Here is a 25,691-nt window from a genome sequence, read left to right on the forward strand (position 1 = left end):
GGTTCAGCAATAAATTTACTGGCTGATACACCGCTTTCGCGAGCAAGCCCGCTCCCACATTGGATATGTACTCGTCTCCTAACTGAGATTCTTTTCAAGGCCTCGGCTTTAAAAATAGATAACATTCATATATTTCAATAACTTAGTTAATTGGCACACATCTCGCTATAGCCCATCTCCAACGCACTACCCCACAAAAATAACAATTCGATCTGGAGACACACCATGAGTGTGATCATTGCCCTGGCAGCCCTCGCGCTGCTGATGCTGGCTGCCTACCGTGGCTACAGCGTGATCCTGTTTGCCCCCATCGCCGCCCTCGGCGCCGTGCTGCTCACCGACCCGTCCGCCGTCGCCCCTGCGTTTACCGGGGTGTTCATGGAAAAAATGGTCGGTTTTATCAAACTGTATTTCCCGGTGTTCCTGCTCGGCGCGGTGTTCGGCAAGCTGATCGAACTGTCGGGTTTTTCGCGCTCGATTGTGGCCGCCGCCATCCGCTTGCTCGGCACGCGCCAGGCGATGCTGGTGATTGTGCTGGTCTGCGCCCTGCTCACCTACGGCGGCGTGTCGCTGTTTGTGGTGGTGTTTGCGGTGTACCCGTTTGCGGCGGAGATGTTCCGCCAGAGCAACATTCCCAAGCGCCTGATCCCGGCGACCATCGCCCTCGGTGCGTTTTCGTTCACCATGGACGCCCTGCCCGGCACGCCGCAGATTCAGAACATCATCCCCAGCACCTTCTTCAACACCACCGCCTGGGCGGCGCCATGGCTGGGCCTGATCGGCACGGTTTTCGTGTTCTGCACCGGCATGCTCTACCTGGCGCGCCAGCGCAACAAGGCGCAACGCGCCGGTGAAGGCTATGGCACCGAGCTGCGCAACGAGCCGGAAACCGCCGACAACCTGGCGCTGCCCAACCCATGGATCGCGCTGTCGCCGCTGATTCTGGTGGGCGTGATGAACCTGCTGTTCACCCACTGGATCCCGCAATGGTACGGCAAGACCCACAGCCTCAGCCTGCCGGGCATGAGCACGCCGGTGACCACCGAAATCGCCAAGCTTACGGCGATCTGGGCGGTGCAGGCAGCGTTGCTGGTGGGCATTGTCATGGTGCTGGTGTTCGGCTGGTCGGCGATTAAAAGCAAACTCGCCGAAGGCAGTAAAAGCGCGGTCAGCGGTGCGCTGCTGGCGGCCATGAACACTGCCTCGGAATACGGCTTCGGCGCGGTGATCGCCTCGTTGCCAGGCTTTCTGGTGCTGGCGGACTGGCTCAAGGGCATCCCCAACCCACTGGTCAACGAAGCGATTACCGTGACCTTGCTGGCCGGTATCACCGGCTCCGCGTCAGGCGGCATGAGCATTGCCCTGGCGGCGATGTCCGAGAGCTTTATTTCGGCGGCCCATGCGGCCAATATCCCCCTTGAAGTGCTGCACCGGGTCGCGGCCATGGCCAGCGGCGGCATGGACACCCTGCCCCACAACGGCGCGGTGATCACCCTGCTGGCGGTCACCGGGCTGACCCACCGCGAAGCCTACAAGGACATTTTCGGCATCACGATCATCAAGACCCTCGCGGTCTTCGTGGTGATCGGTACTTTCTACGCCACCGGCATTGTGTGAGGTTTTCATGACGACTTTGAACGGCAAGACCGCCCTGGTTACCGGCTCCACCAGCGGCATCGGCTTGGGCATCGCACTGAGCCTGGCCAAGGCCGGCGCCAACCTGATCCTCAACGGCTTTGGCGACGCCAGTGCGGCGGTCGCCCAGGTGCAGGCGTTCGGCGGCAAGGTCGGGCATCACCCGGCGGACGTCAGCGACCCGGCGCAAATCGCCGACATGCTAGCCTACGCCGAGCGCGAGTTCGGCGGCGTCGACATCCTGGTCAACAACGCCGGCATTCAGCATGTGGCGGCCGTGGAAGACTTCCCGGTGGAGCGCTGGGATTCGATCATCGCGATCAACCTGTCGTCGGTATTCCACAGCACGCGCTTGAGCTTGCCAGGTATGAAGGCCAAGGGCTGGGGGCGTATCGTTAATATCGCCTCGGTGCATGGCTTGGTCGGCTCGGTGGGCAAGGCGGCGTATGTGGCGGCCAAACACGGCGTCATCGGCCTGACCAAGGTGGTGGGCCTGGAGACCGCCACCGGTAACGTCACCTGTAATGCCATCTGCCCCGGCTGGGTGTTGACGCCGTTGGTGCAAAAGCAGATTGATGATCGCGCGGCCAAGGGCGTTGATCCGCAGCAGGCGCAGCATGATTTGCTCGCAGAAAAACAACCGTCGCTGGAGTTTGTGACGCCGCCACAGCTGGGTGAGTTGGTGTTGTTCCTCTGCAGTGAGGCTGGCGCCCAAGTGCGCGGCGCCGCGTGGAATATCGATGGCGGCTGGCTGGCCCAGTAATGATCGTAATGATCGTTCCCACGCTCTGCGTGGGAATGCAGCCCAGGACGCTCCGCGTCCCAAGAGCGGACGCAGAGCGTCCATAGAGGCATTCCCACGCAGAGCATGGGAACGAGAAGAGGCAACTGTATGTCCGAGATCCTCTGGCAACCCTCCCCCGAACGCATCGCCAATACGCGAATGGACCAGTTCCGGCGCTTCGTCAACCAGCGCTACAACCTGCAGCTCGGCGACTACCCCGCGCTGCACCAATGGAGCATCGACCAGCGCGCCGACTTCTGGCAGGCGATCGCCGCCTTCTTCGACGTGCAATTTCGCAGCCCGCCCAGCACCACGCTGATCGAAAGCGCGGCAATGCCCAGCGCCGAGTGGTTCCCCGGCGCGACCCTGAACTTTGCCGAACACCTGCTGCGCCGTCGGGATGCTCACCCGGCGGTGGTGGCGGTCAGTGAAGACGGCCAGCGCGAACAGCTGACCTATGCCGAACTGGCCGAACATGTCGCAGGTTTGCAGCTCAGCTTGCGGGCAGCCGGTGTCACCCAGGGCGACCGCGTAGCCGCGTGCATGCCCAACACCTGGCAAACCCTGGTCGGCATGCTCGCCACCACCAGCCTGGGCGCGATCTGGTCGTGCTCGTCGCCGGATTTCGGCACCCAAGGCGTGATCGATCGTTTCGGCCAGATCGAGCCGAAAGTGTTGATCACCTGCGCGGGCTATCGCTATGCCGGCAAGGACATCGACCAAAGCGCCAAACTCAATGAAATCCTCGAACGCCTGCCGTCCCTGGAACAGTTGATCATCGTGCCGTATGCCCGGCCCCAGGCACGCATCGACGACTACCGCACCCACGCCAGGGTCGCACTGTGGAACGACTTCTACCAACCCGGCGGCGAGCCTGAATTTGTCGCGGTGCCGTTCGATCATCCGCTGTATATCCTCTATTCCAGCGGCACCACCGGCGTGCCCAAGTGCATCATCCACGGCACCGGCGGCGTGTTGCTCACCCACCTCAAGGAACACGGCCTGCACGCTGACCTGTCGGGTGAAGATTGCCTGTTCTACTACACCACCTGCGGCTGGATGATGTGGAACTGGCTGGTGTCGGTGCTGGCACTCGGCGCCACGGCGGTACTGTATGACGGCTCGCCGTTTCACCCAGGCCCCGAACGGCTGATCGACCTGATCGACGCGGAAAAAATCAGCGTGTTCGGCACCAGCCCCAAGTTTCTTGCCAGCCTGGAAAAAGCCGGCCTGCAACCGCGCCTCAGCCACGATTTAGGCAGCCTCAAGGGCCTGATCTCAACCGGCTCGCCGCTGTCGCCGCAGAGTTACGACTATGTGTACCGCGAGATCAAGGCCGAGCTGTGCCTGTCGTCAATGTCGGGCGGCACCGATATCGTTTCCTGCTTTGTGATCGGCAACCCGGTGCTGCCGGTGCGGCGCGGCGAAATGCAGTGCAAGAGTCTGGCGATGGCCATCGAAGTGTGGGACGACCAGGGCCAGCCGCTGATCGGGGAAAAAGGCGAGCTGGTGTGTACCCGGCATTTTCCCGCCATGCCGATTGGCCTGTGGAATGACCCCGACCAGACCAAACTGCGCGCCGCGTATTTCAGCCAGTTTCCCGGCGTGTGGGCCCAGGGCGACTACGCCGAGCAGCGCACCAATGGCAGCCTGCTGATTCACGGGCGCTCCGATGCGGTGCTCAACCCCGGCGGTGTGCGCATCGGCACGGCAGAGATTTATCGCCAGGTGGAAAAAGTCCCAGAGGTACTGGAAAGCCTGGCCATCGGCCAACGCTGGCAGGACGATGTGCGGGTCGTGCTGTTTGTGCGGCTCAATGACGGCGTGGAACTGGATCAAGCCCTGGAGCAGCAGATTCGCCAGGTGATCCGCGCCAACACCACGCCGCGCCATGTACCGGCGAAGATCCTCGCCGTCAGCGACATACCGCGCACCATCAGCGGCAAGATCGTCGAACTGGCGGTGCGTAATGTGGTGCATGGCGAGCCGGTCAAAAATACCGATGCCCTGGCCAATCCGCAGGCGCTGGAACAGTTTCGTAACCGCCCTGAGCTGGCAGATGGATGAAAGGTTTCAGCTCTGACGCACTGATTTGAAGACAAACCTCCAATGCATGCTATTTTTCGGGGGTAGTCAGCCGTTCCCGTCTCGCGGGATAATCGGCTTTTGTCGTATTTCAAAGTGTCAGGTGCAGGGCTTTTTCATGAATGGAACATCCACCGGTAGCGAAGCCGCTGCATTGATTGCGCGGCTGGACTGGGCGCAAAGCCCGCTCGGTGAGGCTAATGACTGGCCGCAAAGCCTGCGCACAGCCGTCGATATCGTCATCCATTCACCGATGCCGATGTTGCTGCTGTGGGGCAGCCAACTCATCCAGTTGTACAACGATGGCTTTGCCCTGCTCGCGGGCAACAAGCATCCCGAGGCGCTGGGCCAACCGGCCCATGACACCTGGCCGGAGCTTGAGAGTTTTACTGCGCCGATCTACGACGCAGTGCTCGGCGGCCAGGTGCGCACCTTCAGCGAACAGCGCTTTGTGCTGCAACGCAATAACCGCGACACCGACATCTGGCTCGACCTCACCTACAGCCCGGTGCGCGACGAAGGCGGCAGCGTGGCCGGGATCCTGGTCACCGCCATTGAGACCAACGAGCGGCGCAGCAAAACCCTCGAACTGCAGCAGCGCTCCGAAGACAGCCTCAAGGCCCAGCACAACAGCGAACAGCGCCTGCAACTGGCCCTGGCAGCGACCGATGCGGTCGGCACCTGGGACTGGGACATCGGCGAGGATCGCTTTATTGCCGACGCCCACTTCGCCCACTTGCACGGTGTCGACCCGAATGACGCCGGCCTCTTGCCCATCAGCAACTACCTGCAAGGCGTACACCCCGAAGACCGTGGCATGGTCGCGCGCAGCATCAAGCATTGCATCACTTTCGGCACCGAATACGCCGAGGAATACCGCCTGCTGCAAGCCGATGGCCAGGTGCGCTGGGTGTTTGCCCGTGGCCGCTGCTACAAGGACCACCAAGGCCGCCCGGCACGCTTCCTGGGTGCCGCGCTGGACCTGACCGAGCGCAAGCAGACCGAACAGGCGCTGCGCCAAAGCCAGACCGAGCTGCAACTGATCATCAACGCCATGCCGGTGCTGATCGGTTATGTCGACCACGAACAGCGCTTTCGCCTCAACAACAGCGCCTACCTGGAGTGGTACGGCATGACGCCCCAGGAGCTGTACGGCAAAAGCATCCGCGAAGTGCTGGGCGACGAGGTATATGCCGGGCGCGCGGACAAGATCGACGCCGCGCTGCGCGGCAAGGCCTGCAGTTTCATGACCATCACCCCGCACCGCGACGGCCGGCCGCGCCACGCGCTGATGAAGTACTTGCCGCGCTTCAGCAATGACGGCTCGGTGAATGGTTTCTACATTTTTGTGATCGATGAGACCGAACGCAAACTCACCGAAGAAGCCCTGCGCCACCTCAATGAAAACCTTGAAGAACGCGTGGCCCAGCGCACCCAGGCACTGGCCGAGGCCAATCAGCGCCTGCAAAACGAGATGTTCGAGCGTGAGCGCGCCGAAGACGCCCTGCGCCATGCGCAAAAAATGGAAGCGGTCGGCCAGCTCACGGGTGGCATTGCCCATGACTTCAACAATATGCTCACCGGCATTATCGGCAGCCTGGACTTGATGCAGCGCTATATCGCCGCCGGGCGCAGCGACGAAATCGGCCGTTTTACCGACGCGGCCGTGTCGTCGGCCCATCGCGCCGCCGCCCTCACCCACCGTCTGCTGGCGTTCTCCCGCAGGCAGTCGCTGGACCGCAGGCCACTGGACCCGAACGAGCTGGTGGCTTCCCTGGAAGACTTGTTCCGGCGCACCAAAGGCGCGCATATCACGCTCAAGGTGCAATTGGGCAAGGATATCTGGCCGGTCAACACCGATGCCAGCCAGCTGGAAAACGCCTTGCTCAACCTGGTGATCAACGCCCGCGACGCGATGCCGGACGGCGGCGAATTGTGCATCGAAACCGCCAACAGTTACCTGGACGGCACCGATATCACTACCCTGGAACCGGTCAAGGCCGGTGATTATGTGATGCTGGGGGTGAGCGATAACGGCAGCGGCATGGCGCCGAAGATTCTGGCCAAGGCCTTCGACCCGTTCTTCACCACCAAGCCCATCGGCCAGGGCACCGGCCTGGGGTTGTCGATGATTTATGGCTTTGCCCAGCAATCCGGCGGCCATGTGACCATTCAAAGCGAACCCGGCCAGGGCACCTGTGTGCGCCTGTACCTGCCCCGCCTGCATGGCACCGCGCTGGAAAGCAGCTTGCCGCCGAACCACGGCGAAGCGCCGCTGGCACTCGCCGGTGAAGCGGTGGTAGTGGTCGAGGATGACCCGGCGGTGCGCATGCTGGTGGTCAATGTGCTCGGTGAGCTGGGCTACACCGCCCATCAGGCGGCGGATGCGCGCACGGCGCTGCCGTTGCTGGAATCGGATTTGCGTGTGGACTTGTTGGTGACAGACGTTGGCCTGCCGGGCATGAACGGCCGGCAACTGGCGGAAATCGCCCGTCAGCACCGGCCGGGCCTGCGCGTATTGTTCATGACCGGTTACGCCGAACAAGCCGCCGAACGCCAGGGCTTCCTGGAGGACGGCATGGACATGGTGGCCAAGCCGTTTTCCATTGATCTGCTGGCGACTAAAATCCGCAGCATGATCAACGTCGACGAATGAGTTCAGGCATAATCGCGCGCCGTCGCACACCTGGTAGAACCTTATGAAAGCCCAAGCCCGTCATATTCTGGTGAAAACCAGCGAAGAAGCCGAACAGCTCAAGCAGCGCATTGCCAAGGGCGAAGCGTTTGATGTGCTGGCCAAAAAGTACTCCACTTGCCCCTCCGGCAAGCGCGGCGGTGATTTGGGTGAAGTGCGGCCTGGGCAAATGGTGGGGGTGATTGATGCGGTGATCTTCAAGAAGCCGGTGAAGGTGGTGCACGGGCCGATCAAGAGCAAGTTTGGCTATCACCTGGTGCAGGTGTTTTACCGCGACTGACCACAGATCGTGCCCATGCTCTGCGCGGGTATGCAGCCAGGGACGCTCCGCGTCCCAGAAGCGGACGCAGAGCGTCCGGTGAGGCATTCCCACGCAGAGCGTGGGAACGATCAGTGTGGGAGCTGGCTTGCCTGCGAACCGCCGCAGGCGGCCATTCACCGCGCAATCAAAGCCCCCGGCACCTGAATCACCCGACTCGCCAACCAATGCCCAGCCAGAGCCGCCTCTTGCGGCGAGCCGCCCGTGAGCCGACTGGCCAAATACGCCGCACTGAACGAATCCCCCGCCGCCGTGGTGTCCACCACCTTCTCGACCTTCAGCGCCGGCACCGCAAAGCGCTCGCCATCACAACGAATCAAACACGCATCCGCGCCACGCTTGAGCACCACTTCTGCAATCGCCGGGTACGCCGCAAACACCTGCTCGCTGTCGGCATAACCAAACAGCGCCCGCTCGTCATCCTCGGTCAGCAAGGCGATATCCACCTCGGCCAACACTTGGTGATACGCCGCGCGCGCCGCGTCGACACTCGCCCACAAGCGCGGGCGATAGTTGTTGTCGAACACCACCCGGCCGCCGCGCTTGCGGGTGTCGACCAGGGTTTGCAGCAAGCGCTCACGCCCGAGTTCACCCAGCACCGCCAGGGTGATGCCGCTGAAATACACCACGTCGTAGTCCGGCAACGCCGCCAGGATCGGTTCGGCTGCCGGTGTGGTGAAGCAGTCGCGCACGGCCGCTTCGTTGCGCCAGTAGAGGAATTTGCGCTCGCCATTGGCGTCGGTCTGAATGCAGTACAGCCCAGGCAAACGTCCGGGCAGGCGCTGGACCATGCCCAGGCCGAGGCCTTCTTCGGTCCATTGCCGGCACATGGTATCGCTGAAACTGTCATCGCCCAAGGCGGTCACGTAGTCGACCGTGCCGACCGCACCCAACTCGCGGCGCAGGTACACCGCCGCGTTCAAGGTGTCGCCGCCGAAGCTCTGTTGCAGGCTGCCATCGGCGCGGTGTTGCAGTTCGATCATGCATTCGCCGATCAGGGCGATGCGGGGGTTTGTGTTCATGCCTGATGATCTCTGGTGAGGCTAATGACCTCTTCGCGAGCAAGCCCGCTCCCACATTGGAACGGTGAACACATTTCAAAATGTGGGAGCGGGCTTGCTCGCGAAGGGCGCGACTCGGTCTAGAAGCAGGTATGCAAGGATTCAATGACCTGCAACTGCTCATCCACCAGACAACCCACCTGCCACTTGTCGAACGTCAGGCACGGGTGCGAAGTGCCAAAGGAGATGATGTCGCCAATACGCAACTCAACCCCCGGCGCCACCGTCATGAACGCATGCTGGTCCATCACCGCCGTGACTTTACACGCGGTCACATCATCGCCTTCGGCCGGCACAATCCCGGCCTTGTAGCGCTTGAGCGGCACCGGCAAACCGGCGTCGTAGGCCACGTCGCGCTTGCCCAGGGCAACCACCGCAAAGCCAGGCTCGGGCAACGATTGCACGTGTGCCCAGACTTCCAGGGCCGGGCGCAGGCCTTCATTGAGGTCGCTGCGACGGTCGAGCACGCAGCATTGCGCCTCTTTGTAGATGCCATGGTCGTGGGCCACATAGCTGCCCGGGCGCAACACACTGAGGAAGCGGCCGGCGGCGTTTTGCGCTTCAAACGATTCGGCGATCAGGTCGTACCAGGCCGAACCCGAGGCGGTGATGATCGGCTTGGGCAAGTCAAACGCGCCATTGTTTTGCAGGTCCACGGCCAGGCGCACCAGGCTGGCGGCGAAGTCACGGATGCCGCTGACGGCGTGTTCGCCGTGGATCACGCCTTCGTAGCCTTCAATACCGGTCAGGGCCAGGGCCGGTTGGGCCTTGATCGCCTTGGCCAGCTCGCGCACTTCCTGTTCGCTGCGGCACCCGCAACGGCCGCCGACCACGCCGTATTCGATCATCACGTTCAGGCGCAGGCCACGGGCGGCAAAAAACAGACCCAGGTCAGCGACGTTGTCCGGGTGATCGACCATGCAGTGGAAGTCAAACTCCGGGTCCGCCAGCAGGTCGGCGATCAGCGCCATGTTCGGCGCGCCCACCAGTTGGTTGGCCATCAACACGCGGCGCACGCCGCCGGCGTAGGCGGCGCGGGTCTGCACGGCATTGGCCAGGGTGATGCCCCAGGCGCCCGCCTCGATCTGACGCTGGAACAGCGCCGGCATCATGCTGGTTTTGCCATGGGGCGCGAGCTGCGCACCGCTGTTGCTGACAAACGCCTGCATCCAGCGAATGTTGTGTTCCAGCGCGTCACGGTGCAGCACCAGGGCCGGCAGGCTGACGTCGCGCACCAGGTGGGCACCGACGGCAGCGGCGCCTTTTTCAACGGCATTGAGGGCAGACATGAAGTACTCCTATTCGTTGATTCGCCGGGCCAGGTGGTTGGCGCTGTCGATCAACACCCGGCGATAGTCGTTGTAGTTTTTGATCGCATCGGCGCGCGGCGCAACGATGCACAAGGTCGCAATGCTGATGCCCTGCGCGTCCCGCACCGGGGCGGCAAAACAATGGGTGAAGGTGTCGGCCACGCTGTCGAAGGAGAAAAACCCATCGAGGGTGGCCTGACGAATTTGTGCCAGAAAGGTTTCCAGTGGCAGGCGCTGGCCATCCGGCAGGATGAAGTCGTCGTAGTCGATCAGGTCGATGATCTGCTGGTCGCTCAAGTGCCCCAGCAGCAAGCGCCCGGAAGCGGTCCAGGGGATGGGCGCGTTTTCGCCGATGTCCGAGGAAATACGAAAATGCCGCTCGCCTTCGCGCATCAGCGCCACCGTGTATTTGCGCCCGTTGAGCAGGCACATCTGCGCGGTTTCATGGGTCTGGCTGACGATCTCCTGCAAGGCGTGGTCGGCCTCGCGGGTCAGGTCGAAATGGCGCAGGTGCGCCTGGCCGAGAAAGTACAGCTGGCGGCCGAGGTAGACGTGACCGTCCTTGCCCACCGTTTCCAGGATGCGCCGCTCGAGCAAGGACGCAACCAGTTCATAGACGGTGGATTTGGGGCTGCCGATGCCACTGGCAATATCATTCGGGCGCAGGGGCTGGCCGATCTCCTTGAGAAAATCGAGGATATCGAATGCACGGTCCAGTCCTTTGGCGCGGCGTTTGATGGTGTCTTCGGTCATGGCAATTTCGGTCCCGGTAAAAGGTGTTGCTATCAACACAGATCCCCTGTGGGAGCGGGCTTGCTCGCGAATGCGGTGGATCAGTTATAAATGCATTCGCTGACACTCCGCTTTCGCGAGCAAGCCCGCTCCCACATTTGATCTACGTTGGCGTCAAGAGAGGAGCATTTAGCCTTTTTTCTTGTAGGCCACGCAATCGATCTCGACCTTGCAGTCCACCATCATGTTGGCCTGCACACAGGCGCGTGCCGGGGCGTGTTCCGGGGTGAAGTACTCGCCGAACACTTTGTTGAAGCTCCAGAAGTCCCGTGGGTCTTCCAGCCATACGCCGACGCGCACCACATCTTTGAGTTCGTACCCGGCCTCTTCCAGAATCGCCACCACGTTGCGCATGGTCTGACGAGTTTGTTCGATGATACCGCCGGTGATAATTTCACCGTCCACCGCCGGCACCTGGCCCGAGACGTAGAGCCAGCCGTCGGCTTCCACAGCGCGAGCGAAAGGACGCGGCTGACCGCCGCCGGCAGTGCTACCGGCACCGTAACGAGTAATGCTCATAAAAATTGCTCCTGATTAAAAACGAATATTCTTCAAAAATTCCGCCAGGCGCGGCGATTGCGGGCGTTCGAAGATGTCCTTCGGCGCGCCCTGCTCTTCAATGCGGCCCTGGTTCATGAAGACGATCTTGTCCGACACTTCATAGGCAAAGCGCATTTCGTGGGTGACCAGCAACATGGTCATGCCCTCTTCCGCCAGGCCCTTGATCACACTGAGCACCTCCCCCACCAACTCCGGGTCGAGGGCCGAGGTCACTTCATCAAACAGCATCAGGCTGGGGTTCATGGCAATGGCGCGGGCAATCGCCACACGCTGCTGCTGACCGCCGGAAAGTTGACCGGGGAAGTGATTGCGCCGTTCCAGCAAGCCCACGCGGTCCAGCCATTTTTCGGCCAGCGCCACGGCTTCGTCCTTGCCCATTTTCTTGACCTTGAGCAGGCCGAGGGTGACGTTTTGCAACGCGGTCAGATGCGGAAACAGGTTGAATTGCTGGAAGGCCATGCCGGTCATCGCACGGTGCTGGGCAATCACCCGTTCGGGGTGACGCACACGTTTGCCGGCGATTTCGCTGTAGCCGATGGACTCACCGTCCAGGCTGATCTGCCCGCCCTGGAACTCTTCGAGCAGGTTGACGCAACGCAGCAAGGTGGTCTTGCCCGAGCCGCTGGAGCCGATCAACGTCACCACGTTGCCGCGCTGCATGGACAGGTCAACGCCCTTGAGCACTTCGACCTGGCCATATTGTTTACGCAGGCCACGAATGTTCAGCAGCGGTTGGTTGGTTTGAGGTTGGTTCATGGCAAGGCCACCCGCTTTTCAATGTAGCGCCCGAATAACTCGATGGCGTAGTTGATGACAAAGAACAGAAACCCGGCGAACAGATAGAACTCCAGGGTCATGAAGGTACGTGCGATGACTTGCTGGGTGCTGAGCAACAGTTCGGCCACGCCGATCACCGAGAGCAAAGTCGAGGCCTTGACGATTTCGGTGGAGGAATTGACCCAGGTCGGCAGGATCTGGCGCAACGCCTGGGGCAACAGCACGTAGGTCAGTGACTGTTTGAACGTCAGCCCAATCGCCCGGCCCGCTTCCAGTTGCCCACGGGGAATGGCTTGCAGCGCGCCGCGCACGATTTCCGATACGTGGGAGCCACAGAACAACGTCAAACCGACCGCGCCGGCCTGGAATGCGGTGATCTGCCAACCCAGCGCCGGCAGCATGTAAAAACACGCCAGCACCAGCACAAACACCGGCGTACCGCGTACCAGGTCGACGTACAGACGAAACGGCGCGCGCATCCAGAACTTGCCGTAGGTGAGAATCAACCCGGCAAAAATACCGATCAGCGTGCCAAAGATAATCGCCAGCACCGAGCAATAAATACTGGTTTGAAACCCTGCCCAGAGGGTATCCCGGGCGATCCACAATTCATGCAGCCAGCTTGGGGACTCGTACATGCAAACCCTCCTTAACGACGGATCGCCAAACGCTGTTCCAGGTAACGGAGCAGCATGGCAATGAGGTAACAGGCCGCCACGTAGAGCGCGGTCGTGACCATCCAGGTTTCAATCACCCGGTAGCTTTCGACGTTGATCTTGCGGGCGTAATAGGTCAGCTCCGGCACCGCAATCGCGGCCGCCAGCGACGTGTCCTTGAACAGCGAAATAAAGTTGTTCGACAGCGCCGGCAACACGTTGCGCAGCATCACCGGCACGCTGATGTAGGCGCGAATACGCCACTCACCCAAGCCAATGGCCAAGCCGGCTTCACGCAAACCCTTGGGAATATTCAACAGCCCGGCGCGGAACACTTCGGTCAGGTAAGCACCGGCATATAACGACAGAGTGATGATGAACGAGGGGATCTTGTCGAGCCGAATCCCAAGCGAGGGCAGTGCAAAGTAAATCAACAGGATCAGCACGAGGATCGGCGTATTGCGGATCACCGTCACATACACCGAGGCGAAGACTCGCAACGCGCGGTGTTTGGACAGCATCGCAAACGCCATCATCAGGCCGATCACGCAACCGATGGCGATCGACAGCAAGGCCAGTTCAAGGCCCAGGCCGAGCCCCGCCAGCAAGCTGGGGAAATCACGCCACACGGCGGCAAAGTTCAACTGATAGTTCATGGTGGGCAGTACCTGATTGGGGCGCCGTCAGCGACGCCCCAGGATTTACGATTTACTTGAACTCAACCGGGAAGCCGATCGCAGGTTCCGGCAAATCCACACCGAACCATTGTTTGAACGAGGCTTTGTAGGCCGGGAATTCCACGCCGGTCATGGCTTCATGCAGCGCGGTGTTGACGAAGTTCAGCCAATCCTGATCGCCACGCTTGACCGCGCACGCGTAGGTTTGCGGGCTCCAGGCGTAAGTCGGGCTGCGGTAGCGGCCCGGGTTTTGCACCATCAGGTACTTGACCGAAGACTGGTCGGTGGCGGCGGCATCGGCACGGCCGGAGTTCACCGCCTGGTACATCAGGTCGACGCTGTCGTACTGGTCGACCTTGGCTTTTGGCAGGGCCTGGTGCACCAGTTCCTCGGCATACACGTTTTGCAGCACGGCCACGGTCACGTCATCGCCAGCCGCTTGCAGGTCTTCGATTTCTTTGTATTTGCTGTTGTTCGGCAGCAACAGGCCCACGCCTTCGCGGTAGTACGGCAGGGTAAAGGCAACCTGCTGCGCACGGCTGGCAGTGACGGTGATGAACTGGCAACTCATGTCGACCTTGTCGGTCAGCAGGTTGGGAATACGCGCATCGGACGACTGCACCACAAACTCGACCTTGGTCGGGTCGTTGAACAAGCCTTTAGCCACGATGCGGCCGATGTCGATATCAAAACCCTGCAACTTGCCATCCGCTCCCTGGAAGTGCCACGGCGCATTGGTACTGCCTGTACCCACGATGAGATGCCCACGCTTGAGCACATCATCGAGCTTGCTGTCCGCCGCGTGCACAACGCTTGCGAGGGAAGCCGATGCGGCGAAGAGAAAAACACACGCTTTAAACACGGAAGGTCGGTGATGCATGACAAGCACTCCAGGAGTTGTGTATTCCGCTATACCGGAACTTAGTATGTAACAACGGAATAGACAGCAGAAAGTGTGCCACACGCGCTAACAGAAAAATATGCCAGGGATAAATTCGTTTTAAATCAAATAGATAGTAAACCGGCCAGGACGCGGCGATACGCCAGCATTTCGACTCGGCTTGCTACCCCAGGCCCCACACGCCGGTGACAGGCCCCAATCGAGTGCGCCACAACGGTGTTACCGCGCACCTTTGCAGTGCGCGCGCGCCGTGGATAAATCCTCACACTGGACTAGCCTTTGCACATCCACGCCAACAAGGACGCCCTTGCCCATGAAGCTCAGTCTCGCTCTGGTTTTGCTTTCATTGCTGGCCGCCGGCAGCGCTTCGGCCGCCAACGACCGTCACGACTGCACTGCAGAACTGCAAAAGCTCAAGGAAGCCTTCAGCACTGACTACACCAGCCAGAACCACCACGGATACCGGCGGGCCAAGGCCTCGAGGGATAACGAGGAATACAGGAAGTGTGCAAGCCAGGCGCGCAAGGCCCGCGAGCGCGTGGAGCGGGACAAGGATGCGTGAGCGCGTCTACCTGTGAAGGTTGACAGTAGACGCTGACGATCTCTCGATTTAGCGTACCCGCAAGCTGTTGGCCGGGCACACTAGGAGATCATCATGGGCGCTGCACACACGGTTATTCATGACCTTGACGAATACCAACGCATCCTGAAAGAACACCCGCTGGTTATCGTGCTGTTTACCTCACCTTGCTGCCCGGCCTGCATGGGGGCTGGCCAACGCTTTAATCGCATAGCCGAAAAATACGCCGGCCGCGTGAAATGCCTGCTGTTGGACACGACCCAAACCCCCAAAATCGATGGCGTAGACGGCACACCCACACTGGTGGTGTACAAAAATGCCCTTGAGGCTGAAAACCTCAAGGGCATCGGTGAGCCGCAAGATCAGGAAGAATTCCTGGAGGATGTGTTCAGCGACTACGCACCAGCAACACCTGCGTCACCCGACGCTCCTCAACCGCCGCGACAGTCAACCGCCAGCCCTCGTGCTCCAGGCTATCACCCACCACAGGCAGACGGTCGAGCAGGCTCATCACCAACCCGGCGAGGGTTTGATAGTCCAGGGTCGCGGCAGCCTTGAAGCCGGTACGCTGGCGCACCAGGTTAAGGTTCAAGGCGCCATTGGCGCGGTAGCCCTCGCCTTCCTCGACAATATCCGGCCCTTCGATTTCGCTGGCATCAGGCAATTCACCGGCGATGGACTCGAGAATGTCGGTCATGCTCAACACGCCCATGAAGTCGCCGAATTCGTTGATCACGAAGGCAATGTGGGTCGACTCCTGGCGCATTTGCTCCAGGGCGTTAAGGATCGAAAAGCTCTCCAGCAAATTGACCGCCCGGCGCGCCAGGTGCTCAAGGTTCGGCTCGTTACCGGCCAGGTATTCCTTGAGCAGTTCCTTTTTATGCACAAACCCTAAAGGCTCATCCACAGCACCGTTGCGGATCAACGGCAGGCGCGAATAGGACGAATGCATCAGTTTTTGCCGGATGGTGTCGGCGTCGTCCGCCAGATCGATACAGTCGACCTTGGCCCGTGGCGTCATCAAGGTGCGGATCGGCCGCTCGGCCAATTGCAATACGCCGCTGATCATCACACGTTCACGTCGATCAAACAGCGGGCCTTGGCTGGCATCCGGCTCGCCCAGCAGGTCAGCGACGTCATCATCCACGCCCTCCACCGCCAAACTGCGGCCACCGAGCAAACGCATCACCGCATGGGCGGTACGCTGGCGCACCGGCAAGGTGCCTTGCGCCGACTTCTTGCGACGCGCACGCGCCAACTGGTTGAACAACTCCACCACAATCGAGAAGCCCATGGCCGCATACAGGTAGCCTTTAGGCACATGGAAACCCAAGCCTTCGGCGGTCAGCACCAGGCCGATCATCATCAAGAAGCTCAGGCACAGCATGATCACCGTCGGGTGCGAGTTGACGAAACGCGTCAGCGGTTTGCTCGCCACGATCATCAGACCGATGGAGAAGACCACGGCGATCATCATCACCGCCAGCTCATCGACCATGCCCACGGCCGTCACCACCGCATCCAGCGAGAACACCGCGTCGAGTACCACGATTTGCGCGACGATCGGCCAGAACATCGCGTAAGTGGCATTGCCGGTGCGTTGCGCCACATGCCCCTCAAGGCGCTCATGCAATTCCATGGTGGCTTTGAACAACAGGAACACACCGCCAAACAACATGATCAGGTCACGCCCGGAGAAGCCTTTGCCGAACACCTCGAACAACGGCTGGGTGAGCGTCACCATCCACGAAATACTCGCCAGCAAGCCCAGGCGCATCAGCAATGCCAGGGACAGCCCGATCAACCGGGCGCGGTCGCGCTGCTCCGGCGGCAACTTGTCGGCCAAAATCGCGATAAACACCAGGTTGTCGATGCCCAGCACCAGTTCCAGCACAATCAAGGTCAACAGGCCGAGCCAGGCCGTTGGATCCGCTAACCATTCCATTTATAAAAGTCTCGTAGTTGATTTCAGAATGCCGGACACGGCAAGGCGCGGTCAGGGGACCGGGACAAGGTTAGCAGTCGGAATACGGGGTGCTTGAGCAGGAACGGCGACAGTGAATGTCTTGGGGAAAGACGACTGGGAGGCTCCGAGAGGGTGTTCATGCAAGTCCTGCAATGGGAAAAGGACTTGAATCGTACAGTCGAAACTTAAATTTCCTACAATGTAAAACTATTACAAGATCTGTATTTCAAGCGCATACACAACTGGTGTGGGGGTTGGGCTGCTTTATCTGGGGGCATATCCGTTATTTAAGTCACGGCGGCCTGAAAGCCGACCAGAGTAATTGAATCAAAAGCCAAAGCAAGAGCCTATCTACCTGATGCACCGCGGTCTGAATGTGGGAGCCAGCGCTGATCAGGATTTACGCGTGGCATCATCCAGCGCCAGAATCGTGTGCGCATTCGTCACCGTGGTCGCCAACGTATTGATCACCCCCGAGCGCAACGCACCCAAGGTCGCTGCCGCCTTGGTGTTCTCGCTGGCAATCGCTACCACATCCGGGATGCGAAACAATTCCTGCACGGTCAACCCGATCACTCGCCCTTGAATCGCGTTGACCGCCGGCTGCCCATGAATGTCGATAAAGTCATAGCCCATCATGTCGCCCACGGTGCCGGACAGGCGCGCCTGGGCAATTTCCTGCGGGGAGAACCAGCCCATGCGCACCATGTTGCTGTTCTCGCTCATGTCACCAATGCCGATCAGCGCAATGTCCGCTCGCCGCGCGCGATCAAGGGTTGAGCGCACCGTGTCATTGTTGATCAGCACGCCGCGCAATTCCGGGTTGGCCACCAGTGCAGGCGCATACAAACTTTCACTCTCGCCACCAAAACGCAGGGCCAGGCGTCGGCAGATATGGTCGGGATTCATGTATTCGCCCGCCTTGAGCGAACCACCGATGGCGCAGACAAATGTGCAGTTGCGCGTCACCGGCAAAAACACGTTGTCGGCCACCGCGCCGACGTTACGGCCCATGCCGACGGCGACGATCATGCCGTCGCTCAAGGTTCTATTCAGGTAGTTGGCCACCAGGCTGGCGACGGCCGAGCGCTGGGTGTCGGGTTCGCTGTGGTCGACCGCGATCAACGCGCGGTCGAGCTTGAAGCGCTCCACCAGCGCGCGCTCCAGTTCGTTGTTCATCGCCGGGTGCTGCAACACCCGCACCTCGACAATCCCTTCATCGCGCGCACGTTTGAGCAAGCGGCTGACTTTGGCCCGCGACAGGTCGAAGCGCTTGGCAATCGCCTCCTGAGTGACGTTCTCAAGGTAATAGAGCATCGCCACTTCGGTCATCTGATCGATATCGCTGGCGATGCGCTGGGTACTGTCACTCATGGGGACGGGCTTCCGTTTCGGCGTCAAAGGCGCATTCTCCCGACTCTTGCCCCGTCCCGTCCACTACTGATGCCCATCGCGCTCGATCGCGTTGATACGCTCGACCTTGGCCCCGGAACGCGCCGCCTCGAACTCCGACTCCAGAAACGATTTGACGATGCTTTTGGCCAGCTCGGCGCCGATCACCCGCGCGCCAATAGACAGGATTTGCGCATCGTTGCTCTTGCGTGCGCGCTCCGCCGAGTAGGTGTCATGGGCCTGGGCCGCGCGGATGCCCAGCACCTTGTTGGCCGAAATAGCCATACCAATCCCGGTGCCACACACCAGCACCCCGAGGCGTTGCTGCCCGGCATTGATGGCGGTAGCCACTGCCAGCGCGATATCCGGGTACAGCACCGGCGCGGTGGAATGGGTGCCGAAGTCGGTCACCGGGTAACCCAGCGCCTCGATATGGCGCTTTAACAGCTCTTTGAGCTCAAAACCCGCTTCATCGCATCCGATAGCCACCGGGAAAGGTGTGTTCATGGCGTTTGGCTCCGCTGCCGTTTAGGTGCTTTAGACTGATCATATGATCAATCAATGAAATTTCGCTCAGTTATTTCTCGAGCATTACGCCCTCTCTGTCAAGCGGGTTTTAGCTGACCTCCCAGTCAAAGCCGTCTAAACAGGCCAGTTTTGCGCAAACAAGCGTATTTATAACTTTTTAATGAAAGCGATTGACTGATCAGAATTTCATTTGATACACATATGATCACAGCGAAACATGACTGTGCGACCTAATAAGAATTCACAGCACGAGGACACGCCGATGGCCACGCCATTACTGCTCCAGGCTGAACACCTCGCCAAGGCTTACGCCGGGGTGCCTGCCCTGCGTGACGGGCGCCTTTCCCTGCGGGCCGGCAGCGTGCATGCGTTGTGCGGCGGCAATGGCGCCGGCAAGTCGACGTTCCTGAGTATCCTGATGGGCATTACCCAGCGTGACGCCGGAACCATCCTGCTCAACGGCACGCCCGTCCAGTTCAACCGCCCAAGTGAAGCGCTGGCGGCGGGGATCGCGATGATCACCCAAGAGCTGGAACCCATCCCTTACATGACCGTCGCCGAAAATATCTGGCTGGGCCGAGAACCGCGCCGCGCCGGCTGCATTGTCGACAGCAAGACCCTCAACCGCCGCACCCGCGAGCTGCTCGAAAGCCTGGAATTCGAGGTCGACGCCACCAGCCCCATGCACCGCCTGAGCGTGGCGCAGATCCAACTGGTGGAAATCGCCAAGGCGTTCAGCCATGACTGCCAGGTGATGATCATGGACGAGCCGACTTCGGCGATCGGCGAGCGCGAAGCGGAAACCCTGTTCAAGGCCATCCGCCGCCTGACTGCAAGAGGCGCCGGCATCGTTTATGTGTCGCACCGCTTGAGCGAGCTGGCGCAGATCGCCGACGCGTACAGCATCTTCCGTGACGGCGCCTTTGTGGAAAGCGGGCGCATGGCCGATATCGACCGCAACCATTTGGTGCGCGGGATTGTCGGCCAGGAGCTGACACGCATCGACCATAAAGTCGGCCGCGAATGCGCCGCCACCACCTGCCTGCAAGTCGACAACCTGAGCCGCAATGGCGAGTTCCACGACATCAGCCTGCAACTGCGCCAGGGCGAAATCCTCGGCATTTATGGGCTGATGGGTTCGGGGCGCAGCGAGTTTCTCAACTGCATCTATGGGTTGACGGTCGCGGACTCCGGCAGCGTGACCCTGCAAGGTAAGCCCATGCCCATCGGCCTGCCCAAAGCCACGATCAACGCCGGCATGTCGCTGGTCACCGAAGACCGCAAAGACAGCGGCCTGGTGCTTACCGGCAGCATTCTGTCCAACATTGCGCTGTCGGCCTACAAGCGCCTGTCGAGTTGGTCGCTGATCAATGCGCGCAAGGAAACCCAATTGGCCGAAACCATGGTCAAGCGCCTGCAGATCAAGACCAGTTCCCTGGAACTGCCGGTGGCCTCCATGAGCGGCGGCAACCAGCAGAAAGTCGTGCTCGCCAAATGCCTGTCGACCGAGCCGGTGTGCCTGCTCTGCGACGAGCCAACCCGCGGCATCGATGAAGGCGCCAAGCAGGAGATCTACCACCTGCTCGACCAGTTCGTGCGCGCCGGTGGCGCTGCCATTGTGGTGTCGTCCGAAGCCCCGGAACTGCTGCACTTGAGTGATCGCATCGCCGTATTCAAGGGCGGCCGGCTGGTGACTATCAGCACCGACACCGCCCTTTCCCAGGAAGCCTTGTTGAGTCTTGCCTCATGAATGCCAAAACCATCGCACCGCCCATGACCACCGCGCCGCGCAATCGCCTGCGCTTGTCCCTCGACCGCTTCGGCCTACCGCTGGTGTTTATCCTGCTGTGCGTGGTGATGGCGTTTTCCAGCGAATACTTCATGACCTGGCGCAACTGGATGGACATCCTGCGCCAGACCTCGATCAACGGCATCCTCGCCGTGGGCATGACCTACGTGATCCTCACCAAAGGTATCGACCTGTCGGTGGGTTCGATTCTGGCCTTTGCCGGGTTGTGCAGCGCCATGGTCGCGACCCAGGGTTATGGCCTGCTGGCGGCAGTCAGTGCGGGGATGTTTGCCGGCGCAATGCTCGGCGTGGTCAATGGCTTCATGGTCGCCAACCTGTCGATCCCGCCGTTCGTGGCCACCCTGGGCATGCTCAGCATTGCGCGCGGCATGACCTTCATCCTCAACGACGGCAGCCCGATCACCGACCTGCCCGACGCCTACCTGGCGCTGGGCATCGGCAAGATCGGCCCGATTGGCGTGCCCATCGTTATCTTCGCGGTGGTCGCGCTGATCTTCTGGATGGTGCTGCGCTACACCACGTACGGACGCTACGTGTACGCGGTGGGTGGCAATGAAAAGAGCGCGCGCACCTCGGGTATCGGCGTGCGCAAGGTGATGTTTTCGGTGTACGTGGTCTCGGGTTTGCTCGCCGGGCTGGCCGGTGTAGTGCTGTCGGCACGCACCACCTCCGCCCTGCCCCAGGCCGGGGTTTCCTATGAGCTGGACGCGATTGCCGCCGTGGTGATCGGCGGCACCAGCCTGTCAGGCGGCACCGGCAGCATTGTCGGCACATTGTTTGGTGCGCTGCTGATCGGCGTGATCAACAACGGGCTGAACCTGCTCGGCGTGTCCTCCTATTACCAACAGGTCGCCAAGGGCCTGATCATCGTGTTCGCAGTACTGATCGACGTGTGGCGCAAGAAAAAACGCTAGAGAACGACCCACAACAATAACCGGAGTTCTACTCATGAAACTTGGTACCACTTTGGCCGCCGCGGCGACCCTCACCCTGCTCGCCAGCAGCATTGCCTTTGCCGCCGACGGCAAGACCTACAAGATCGGCGCCGCCGTCTACGGCCTCAAGGGCCAGTTCATGCAGAACTGGGTCCGTGAGCTCAAGGAGCACCCGGCGGTCAAGGACGGCACCGTGCAACTGACGGTGTTCGACGGCAACTACGATGCCCTGACCCAGAACAACCAGATCGAAAACATGGTGACCCAGCACTACGACGCCATCCTGTTCGTGCCGATCGACACCAAGGCCGGCGTCGGCACAGTGAAAGCCGCCATGAGCAACGACGTAGTAGTCATCGCCTCCAATACGAAAGTAGCCGATGCCTCCGTGCCTTATGTGGGTAACGACGACGTGGAAGGCGGCCGCCTGCAGGCCCAGGCCATGGTCGACAAGCTCAAGGGCGAAGGCAATGTGGTGATCATCCAGGGGCCGATTGGCCAGTCGGCGCAGATCGACCGCGAGAAAGGCGAACTGGAAGTGCTGAGCAAACACCCGGACATCAAGATCATCGAGAAAAAGACCGCCAACTGGGACCGCGCCCAAGCCCTGACCCTTACCGAAGACTGGCTGAACGCGCACCCCAAAGGCATCAAGGGCGTGATCGCGCAAAACGACGACATGGCCCTGGGTGCCGTGCAGGCGCTGAAGTCCCACGGGTTGACTTCCAAGGACGTGCCGGTCACCTCAATCGACGGCATGCCTGACGCGATCCAGGCGGCGAAAAAAGACGAAGTCACCACCTTCCTGCAAGACGCCCAGGCCCAATCCCAAGGCGCGCTGGATGTGGCGTTGCGCGCACTGGCGGGCAAGGACTACAAGCCGCAGTCGGTGATCTGGGAGCGCTACGGCAAGGACGTGAAATGGGGCGATGGCACCGCCAAGAACTACATCCTGCCGTGGGTGCCGGTGACCAACGCGAATGCCGATGCGCTGTACCAGCAGGTCAGTGGCAGTAAATAACGGTCTCGACCTGTCAACGCATTCCAAATGTGGGAGCGGGCTTGCTCGCGAAGGCGGTGGATCAGCCAACTGATAGGCCGCCTGACACACCGTATTCGCGAGCAAGCCCGCTCCCACATTGGATCTTCATCGCTCTTCAGAGGGAGTCATTAATGTCTGGATTCTGGAACCAAGCCTTCGATCTCACCGGCCGTTGCGCGGTGATCACCGGCGGCGCCGCCGGCATTGGCCTGGCCTGCGCCCACCTGCTGGTGGAGCGCGGCGCCCGCGTGGCCCTGCTCGACCGCGACCCAGCGGTGGTGCACGTCGCGGCCAGCCTGGGCGACGGGCACCTGGGTATTGCCGTCGACCTCGGCCAGATCGGCCAGATACAGCGCACCATCGACAGCGTATTCGAACACTTCCAGCGCATCGATTACCTGATCAACAGCGCCGGCGTGGTGTTGCTGGACAAGGCCGTCGACGTCAGCGAAAGCGCCTGGGACACCACCCTGGACATCAACCTCAAGGCCAGCTTCTTCGTGGCCCAGGCCTGCGCCAGACACATGTTGGCGCAGGGCAGCGGGCGCATCGTCAACCTGGCCTCCCAGGCCTCCGTGATTGGCCTGGACCGTCACGTCGCCTACTGCGCGAGCAAGGCCGCCATCGTCGGCATGACCAAAGTGCTCGCCATGGAATGGGCGCCACAGATCAACGTCAACGCCATCTCCCCCACCATCGTCGAGACCGCCCTGGGCAAAAAAGCCTGGGCCGGTGAAGTGGGTGAGAAGGCCAAATTGCAGATCCCGGCGGGCCGCTTTGCCCAGCCGGAAGAAATCGCCGGGCTGGCACTGTACCTGCTCAGCGACGCCGCGCAGATGATCACCGGCGCCAACATGGTGATCGATGGCGGCTACAGCATTCAGTAATTCATCTTTTGTCGTGAGGTTTTTGTCATGTCCACCGTCACCGAACGCACACCTGAACAATTGTCCCCGGTCATCCCGAAAACCATGCAGGCCGTAGTCTGCCACGGGCCGGAAGACTACCGCCTGGAAACCGTCGACGTGCCCACGCCAGGCCCCGACGAGATTCTCACCAAAGTCGAGCTGTGCGGCATCTGCATGGGTGACATCAAGACCTATCGCGGCGCGCCGTCGTTCTGGGGCGACGCCGAGCAACCACGCTATGTGAAGCCACCGATGATTCCCGGGCACGAGTTCGTCTGCCGCGTGGTCGCCCTCGGCCCAGGTGCAGAAAAACGTGGCGTGGCAGTCGGCGACCGGGTGATCTCCGAGCAGATCGTGCCGTGCTGGGGCTGCCGTTTCTGCAACCACGGCCAGTACTGGATGTGCCAGAAGCACGACCTGTATGGCTTCCAGAACAATGTGCAGGGCGCCATGGCCCAATACATGATCTTCACCAAGGAAGGCATCATCCACAAAGTGCCGGAATCCATCGCCCCGGATGAAGCGATTTTGATCGAGCCGCTGGCCTGCTCGCTGCACGCGGCCGAACGCGCGAATGTCGACCATGACGACGTGGTGGTGGTCGCCGGTGCCGGCACCTTGGGCCTGGGCATTATCGGTGCGGTGCGCTTGCGCAACCCGAAAAAACTCATCGTGCTGGACATGAAACCCGAACGCGCCGCCCTCGCCCTGCGCATGGGTGCCGACGAGGTATGGAACCCGGCTGAAGTCGACGTGATGGCCAAGATCCGCGCAATTACCGACGGTTATGGTTGCGACATTTATATCGAAGCCACCGGGCACCACAAGGCGGTGAACCAGGGCCTGGCGATGCTGCGCAAGCTGGGGCGTTTCGTCGAATTCAGCGTGTTTAATGACGAGGCCACGGTAGATTGGTCGATCATCGGCGACCGCAAGGAACTGGATATTTTGGGTTCACACCTGGGGCCGTACATGTACCCGCGCGCCATCGATTTTATCGGTAACCGCAAGATCGATATGCGCGACGTAGTGACCCACAAGTTCGCATTGGCGGACTTCAAGGAAGCATTTGCGGTGATGGAGCGTGGGGACAAGTCGCTCAAAGTAGTCCTCGAACCTTAAGAACACTACACACCCAAATGTGGGAGCGGGCTTGCTCGCGAAGACGGCGTGCCAGTCAACACAGGTATCAACTGAACCACCGCTTTCGCGAGCAAGCCCGCTCCCACATTAGATTGTTGTTGCCCTTCAAGAACAAGAACAGGAACCCGCGTTATGAATCGAGTCATCAACGATCCGGACCACGTGGTCGAGGACATGCTGCGCGGCATCCTGGTCGCGCACCCTGAGCTGCGCCAATACGAAACCAACCCAAGGGTCATCACCAAGGCCAAGCCTTCGGCAACCGGCCGTGTCGGCATTGTCACCGGCGGCGGCTCCGGCCATGAACCGGCCTTTCTCGGCTACGTCGGCCCAGGCCTGGTGGACGCCGTGGCCGTCGGCGAGATCTTCTCCTCGCCCACCGCCAAGAGCTTTTTCGACGCCTTCCGCGCCGCCGACCATGGTGCGGGCGTGGCCTGCCTGTACGGCAACTACGCCGGTGACAACATGAACGTGAAGCTGGCAATGAAAATGGCCGCCAGCAAAGACATGCGCATCCGCACCGTGGTCGCCAATGACGACGTGGCTTCCGCACCCAAGGCCGATATCGCCAAGCGCCGTGGCGTGGCCGGCGAAATCTTCATGTGGAAGATCGGCGGCGCTGCGGCTGCCCAGCATTACGACCTGGATGGCGTGATTCGCGTCGCACAGAAAACCGTGGATAACTGCCGCTCCATCGGCATCGGCCTCACGCCCTGCACCATTGCGGCCGTGGGCAAGCCGAACTTCCAGATTCCCGACGGCCAGATGGAACTGGGCATCGGCCATCACGGCGAACCGGGCATTGAAGTGATCGCCATCGAACCGGCTGCCGCCATGGCTGAACGCATGCTCGCGCCGATCCTGGCAGACCGCGATTTCAGCCAGGACGACAGCGTGGTGGTGCTGGTTTCTGGCCTTGGCGCTACGCCGGTGATGGAGTTGTATGTGTTCTACGCCGAGGTCGAAAGCCAACTCAAGGCCAAGGGCCTGAAGATTCACCGTTGCTACGTCGGCAACTACTTCACCTCCCTGGAAATGATGGGCGTAACCCTGACCCTGCTCGGCCTCGACGCAGAGCTTAAAACCCTGATCGACCAACCCTGCCGTTCCATCGGCATGACCCAGGCGGAGTGA

23 protein-coding genes and 1 pseudogene are annotated in these 25,691 nt (G+C 60.9%); 13 read left to right on the top strand and 11 right to left on the bottom strand.

Features of this window, described 5'->3' with window-relative positions; translation table 11 throughout:
• The first annotated feature begins 225 nt into the window (after positions 1-225).
• The 5 genes from ACTD9P_RS20610 to ACTD9P_RS20630 all read left to right on the top strand — a co-directional run bounded on the left by ACTD9P_RS20610 (position 226) and on the right by ACTD9P_RS20630 (position 7,479).
• A complete protein-coding gene (locus ACTD9P_RS20610; protein WP_438869144.1) occupies positions 226-1,617 on the top strand; it encodes a GntP family permease in 1,392 nt (463 codons plus the stop codon).
• Positions 1,618-1,624: 7 nt separating this feature from the next.
• Positions 1,625-2,398, top strand: coding sequence for a 3-hydroxybutyrate dehydrogenase (gene hbdH / locus ACTD9P_RS20615; RefSeq protein WP_438869145.1), 774 nt, complete (start codon positions 1,625-1,627; stop codon positions 2,396-2,398).
• Between the two features lie 129 nt (positions 2,399-2,527).
• Positions 2,528-4,486 carry an acetoacetate--CoA ligase gene (locus ACTD9P_RS20620; RefSeq protein ID WP_438869146.1) on the top strand — a complete coding sequence of 653 codons (1,959 nt, stop codon included), beginning with the start codon at positions 2,528-2,530 and terminating at the stop codon, positions 4,484-4,486.
• A gap of 136 nt (positions 4,487-4,622) precedes the next feature.
• On the top strand, positions 4,623-7,160 hold the full coding sequence (locus tag ACTD9P_RS20625) for a PAS domain-containing hybrid sensor histidine kinase/response regulator (protein WP_438869147.1): 2,538 nt from the start codon (positions 4,623-4,625) through the stop codon (positions 7,158-7,160).
• 43 nt (positions 7,161-7,203) lie between these two features.
• A complete protein-coding gene (locus tag ACTD9P_RS20630; RefSeq protein ID WP_010564624.1) occupies positions 7,204-7,479 on the top strand; it encodes a peptidylprolyl isomerase in 276 nt (91 codons plus the stop codon).
• A gap of 155 nt (positions 7,480-7,634) precedes the next feature.
• Here ACTD9P_RS20630 and ACTD9P_RS20635 read toward each other — a convergent pair whose 3' ends face one another.
• The 8 genes from ACTD9P_RS20635 to ACTD9P_RS20670 form a co-directional block, all read right to left on the bottom strand.
• Complete coding sequence (locus ACTD9P_RS20635) at positions 7,635-8,540, bottom strand: sugar kinase (protein WP_438869149.1); 906 nt, start codon at positions 8,538-8,540, stop codon at positions 7,635-7,637.
• A gap of 119 nt (positions 8,541-8,659) precedes the next feature.
• A complete protein-coding gene (locus ACTD9P_RS20640) occupies positions 8,660-9,868 on the bottom strand; it encodes an amino acid deaminase (protein ID WP_438869150.1) in 1,209 nt (402 codons plus the stop codon).
• A 9-nt stretch (positions 9,869-9,877) separates the two neighbouring features.
• The gene (locus ACTD9P_RS20645) at positions 9,878-10,642 is read right to left on the bottom strand and encodes an IclR family transcriptional regulator (RefSeq protein WP_138815747.1); all 765 of its coding nucleotides are present in this window, start codon (positions 10,640-10,642) and stop codon (positions 9,878-9,880) included.
• A gap of 168 nt (positions 10,643-10,810) precedes the next feature.
• The gene (locus ACTD9P_RS20650) at positions 10,811-11,200 is read right to left on the bottom strand and encodes a RidA family protein (RefSeq protein WP_010210958.1); all 390 of its coding nucleotides are present in this window, start codon (positions 11,198-11,200) and stop codon (positions 10,811-10,813) included.
• Between the two features lie 15 nt (positions 11,201-11,215).
• The gene (locus ACTD9P_RS20655; protein ID WP_017135914.1) at positions 11,216-11,998 is read right to left on the bottom strand and encodes an amino acid ABC transporter ATP-binding protein; all 783 of its coding nucleotides are present in this window, start codon (positions 11,996-11,998) and stop codon (positions 11,216-11,218) included.
• A complete protein-coding gene (locus ACTD9P_RS20660) occupies positions 11,995-12,657 on the bottom strand; it encodes an amino acid ABC transporter permease (protein WP_438869153.1) in 663 nt (220 codons plus the stop codon). Before ACTD9P_RS20660 ends, ACTD9P_RS20655 begins: the two co-directional genes overlap by 4 nt.
• An 11-nt stretch (positions 12,658-12,668) precedes the next feature.
• A complete protein-coding gene (locus tag ACTD9P_RS20665) occupies positions 12,669-13,331 on the bottom strand; it encodes an amino acid ABC transporter permease (protein ID WP_438869154.1) in 663 nt (220 codons plus the stop codon).
• A gap of 52 nt (positions 13,332-13,383) precedes the next feature.
• Positions 13,384-14,232: a transporter substrate-binding protein gene (locus ACTD9P_RS20670; protein WP_438869155.1), complete on the bottom strand. Its 849-nt coding sequence runs from the start codon at positions 14,230-14,232 to the stop codon at positions 13,384-13,386.
• A 334-nt stretch (positions 14,233-14,566) separates the two neighbouring features.
• On the opposite strand from ACTD9P_RS20670, the gene ACTD9P_RS20675 reads away from it, so the two are divergent.
• Positions 14,567-14,815: a hypothetical protein gene (locus tag ACTD9P_RS20675; protein ID WP_438869156.1), complete on the top strand. Its 249-nt coding sequence runs from the start codon at positions 14,567-14,569 to the stop codon at positions 14,813-14,815.
• A 93-nt stretch (positions 14,816-14,908) separates the two neighbouring features.
• A pseudogene (locus tag ACTD9P_RS20680) lies at positions 14,909-15,181 on the top strand (thioredoxin family protein); the annotation flags it as partial.
• A gap of 40 nt (positions 15,182-15,221) precedes the next feature.
• On the opposite strand, the gene ACTD9P_RS20685 reads toward ACTD9P_RS20680, so the two are convergent.
• From ACTD9P_RS20685 to rpiB, 3 genes are all read right to left on the bottom strand, one after another.
• Positions 15,222-16,778, bottom strand: a complete 1,557-nt coding sequence (locus ACTD9P_RS20685; RefSeq protein WP_438869157.1) for a TerC family protein — start codon at positions 16,776-16,778, stop codon at positions 15,222-15,224.
• A gap of 414 nt (positions 16,779-17,192) precedes the next feature.
• The gene (locus ACTD9P_RS20690) at positions 17,193-18,173 is read right to left on the bottom strand and encodes a sugar-binding transcriptional regulator (RefSeq protein WP_438869158.1); all 981 of its coding nucleotides are present in this window, start codon (positions 18,171-18,173) and stop codon (positions 17,193-17,195) included.
• A gap of 63 nt (positions 18,174-18,236) precedes the next feature.
• Positions 18,237-18,698: a ribose 5-phosphate isomerase B gene (gene rpiB / locus ACTD9P_RS20695; protein WP_016969738.1), complete on the bottom strand. Its 462-nt coding sequence runs from the start codon at positions 18,696-18,698 to the stop codon at positions 18,237-18,239.
• 283 nt (positions 18,699-18,981) lie between these two features.
• Here rpiB and ACTD9P_RS20700 point away from each other — a divergent pair, with 283 nt between their 5' ends.
• The 6 genes from ACTD9P_RS20700 to ACTD9P_RS20725 all read left to right on the top strand — a co-directional run bounded on the left by ACTD9P_RS20700 (position 18,982) and on the right by ACTD9P_RS20725 (position 25,691).
• Complete coding sequence (locus ACTD9P_RS20700) at positions 18,982-20,469, top strand: sugar ABC transporter ATP-binding protein (protein WP_438869159.1); 1,488 nt, start codon at positions 18,982-18,984, stop codon at positions 20,467-20,469.
• Complete coding sequence (locus ACTD9P_RS20705) at positions 20,466-21,443, top strand: ABC transporter permease (RefSeq protein ID WP_017135922.1); 978 nt, start codon at positions 20,466-20,468, stop codon at positions 21,441-21,443. Before ACTD9P_RS20700 ends, ACTD9P_RS20705 begins: the two co-directional genes overlap by 4 nt.
• 34 nt (positions 21,444-21,477) lie before the next feature.
• Positions 21,478-22,485: a substrate-binding domain-containing protein gene (locus ACTD9P_RS20710; protein ID WP_438869160.1), complete on the top strand. Its 1,008-nt coding sequence runs from the start codon at positions 21,478-21,480 to the stop codon at positions 22,483-22,485.
• Positions 22,486-22,637: 152 nt separating this feature from the next.
• On the top strand, positions 22,638-23,393 hold the full coding sequence (locus ACTD9P_RS20715; RefSeq protein ID WP_438869161.1) for an SDR family oxidoreductase: 756 nt from the start codon (positions 22,638-22,640) through the stop codon (positions 23,391-23,393).
• A 27-nt stretch (positions 23,394-23,420) separates the two neighbouring features.
• The gene (locus ACTD9P_RS20720) at positions 23,421-24,536 is read left to right on the top strand and encodes an MDR/zinc-dependent alcohol dehydrogenase-like family protein (protein WP_438869162.1); all 1,116 of its coding nucleotides are present in this window, start codon (positions 23,421-23,423) and stop codon (positions 24,534-24,536) included.
• A 153-nt stretch (positions 24,537-24,689) separates the two neighbouring features.
• The gene (locus ACTD9P_RS20725; protein WP_438869163.1) at positions 24,690-25,691 is read left to right on the top strand and encodes a dihydroxyacetone kinase subunit DhaK; all 1,002 of its coding nucleotides are present in this window, start codon (positions 24,690-24,692) and stop codon (positions 25,689-25,691) included.

This window comes from Pseudomonas onubensis, from assembly GCF_965653655.1.
GTDB lineage: Bacteria > Pseudomonadota > Gammaproteobacteria > Pseudomonadales > Pseudomonadaceae > Aquipseudomonas.

Bases quoted from the DNA above. Each gene is read 5' to 3' on its own strand.
- ACTD9P_RS20625 (WP_438869147.1), top strand. From the start codon at position 4,623: ATGAATGGAACATCCACCGGTAGCGAAGCCGCTGCATTGATTGCGCGG.
- ACTD9P_RS20705 (WP_017135922.1), top strand. From the start codon at position 20,466: ATGAATGCCAAAACCATCGCACCGCCCATGACCACCGCGCCGCGCAAT.
- ACTD9P_RS20630 (WP_010564624.1), top strand. From the start codon at position 7,204: ATGAAAGCCCAAGCCCGTCATATTCTGGTGAAAACCAGCGAAGAAGCC.
- ACTD9P_RS20635 (WP_438869149.1), bottom strand. From the start codon at position 8,540: ATGAACACAAACCCCCGCATCGCCCTGATCGGCGAATGCATGATCGAA.
- ACTD9P_RS20645 (WP_138815747.1), bottom strand. From the start codon at position 10,642: ATGACCGAAGACACCATCAAACGCCGCGCCAAAGGACTGGACCGTGCA.
- ACTD9P_RS20665 (WP_438869154.1), bottom strand. From the start codon at position 13,331: ATGAACTATCAGTTGAACTTTGCCGCCGTGTGGCGTGATTTCCCCAGC.
- ACTD9P_RS20690 (WP_438869158.1), bottom strand. From the start codon at position 18,173: ATGAGTGACAGTACCCAGCGCATCGCCAGCGATATCGATCAGATGACC.
- rpiB (WP_016969738.1), bottom strand. From the start codon at position 18,698: ATGAACACACCTTTCCCGGTGGCTATCGGATGCGATGAAGCGGGTTTT.
- ACTD9P_RS20675 (WP_438869156.1), top strand. From the start codon at position 14,567: ATGAAGCTCAGTCTCGCTCTGGTTTTGCTTTCATTGCTGGCCGCCGGC.
- ACTD9P_RS20660 (WP_438869153.1), bottom strand. From the start codon at position 12,657: ATGTACGAGTCCCCAAGCTGGCTGCATGAATTGTGGATCGCCCGGGAT.
- ACTD9P_RS20655 (WP_017135914.1), bottom strand. From the start codon at position 11,998: ATGAACCAACCTCAAACCAACCAACCGCTGCTGAACATTCGTGGCCTG.
- ACTD9P_RS20685 (WP_438869157.1), bottom strand. From the start codon at position 16,778: ATGGAATGGTTAGCGGATCCAACGGCCTGGCTCGGCCTGTTGACCTTG.
- ACTD9P_RS20640 (WP_438869150.1), bottom strand. From the start codon at position 9,868: ATGTCTGCCCTCAATGCCGTTGAAAAAGGCGCCGCTGCCGTCGGTGCC.
- hbdH (WP_438869145.1), top strand. From the start codon at position 1,625: ATGACGACTTTGAACGGCAAGACCGCCCTGGTTACCGGCTCCACCAGC.
- ACTD9P_RS20700 (WP_438869159.1), top strand. From the start codon at position 18,982: ATGGCCACGCCATTACTGCTCCAGGCTGAACACCTCGCCAAGGCTTAC.
- ACTD9P_RS20720 (WP_438869162.1), top strand. From the start codon at position 23,421: ATGTCCACCGTCACCGAACGCACACCTGAACAATTGTCCCCGGTCATC.
- ACTD9P_RS20710 (WP_438869160.1), top strand. From the start codon at position 21,478: ATGAAACTTGGTACCACTTTGGCCGCCGCGGCGACCCTCACCCTGCTC.
- ACTD9P_RS20670 (WP_438869155.1), bottom strand. From the start codon at position 14,232: ATGCATCACCGACCTTCCGTGTTTAAAGCGTGTGTTTTTCTCTTCGCC.
- ACTD9P_RS20650 (WP_010210958.1), bottom strand. From the start codon at position 11,200: ATGAGCATTACTCGTTACGGTGCCGGTAGCACTGCCGGCGGCGGTCAG.
- ACTD9P_RS20725 (WP_438869163.1), top strand. From the start codon at position 24,690: ATGAATCGAGTCATCAACGATCCGGACCACGTGGTCGAGGACATGCTG.
- ACTD9P_RS20715 (WP_438869161.1), top strand. From the start codon at position 22,638: ATGTCTGGATTCTGGAACCAAGCCTTCGATCTCACCGGCCGTTGCGCG.
- ACTD9P_RS20610 (WP_438869144.1), top strand. From the start codon at position 226: ATGAGTGTGATCATTGCCCTGGCAGCCCTCGCGCTGCTGATGCTGGCT.
- ACTD9P_RS20620 (WP_438869146.1), top strand. From the start codon at position 2,528: ATGTCCGAGATCCTCTGGCAACCCTCCCCCGAACGCATCGCCAATACG.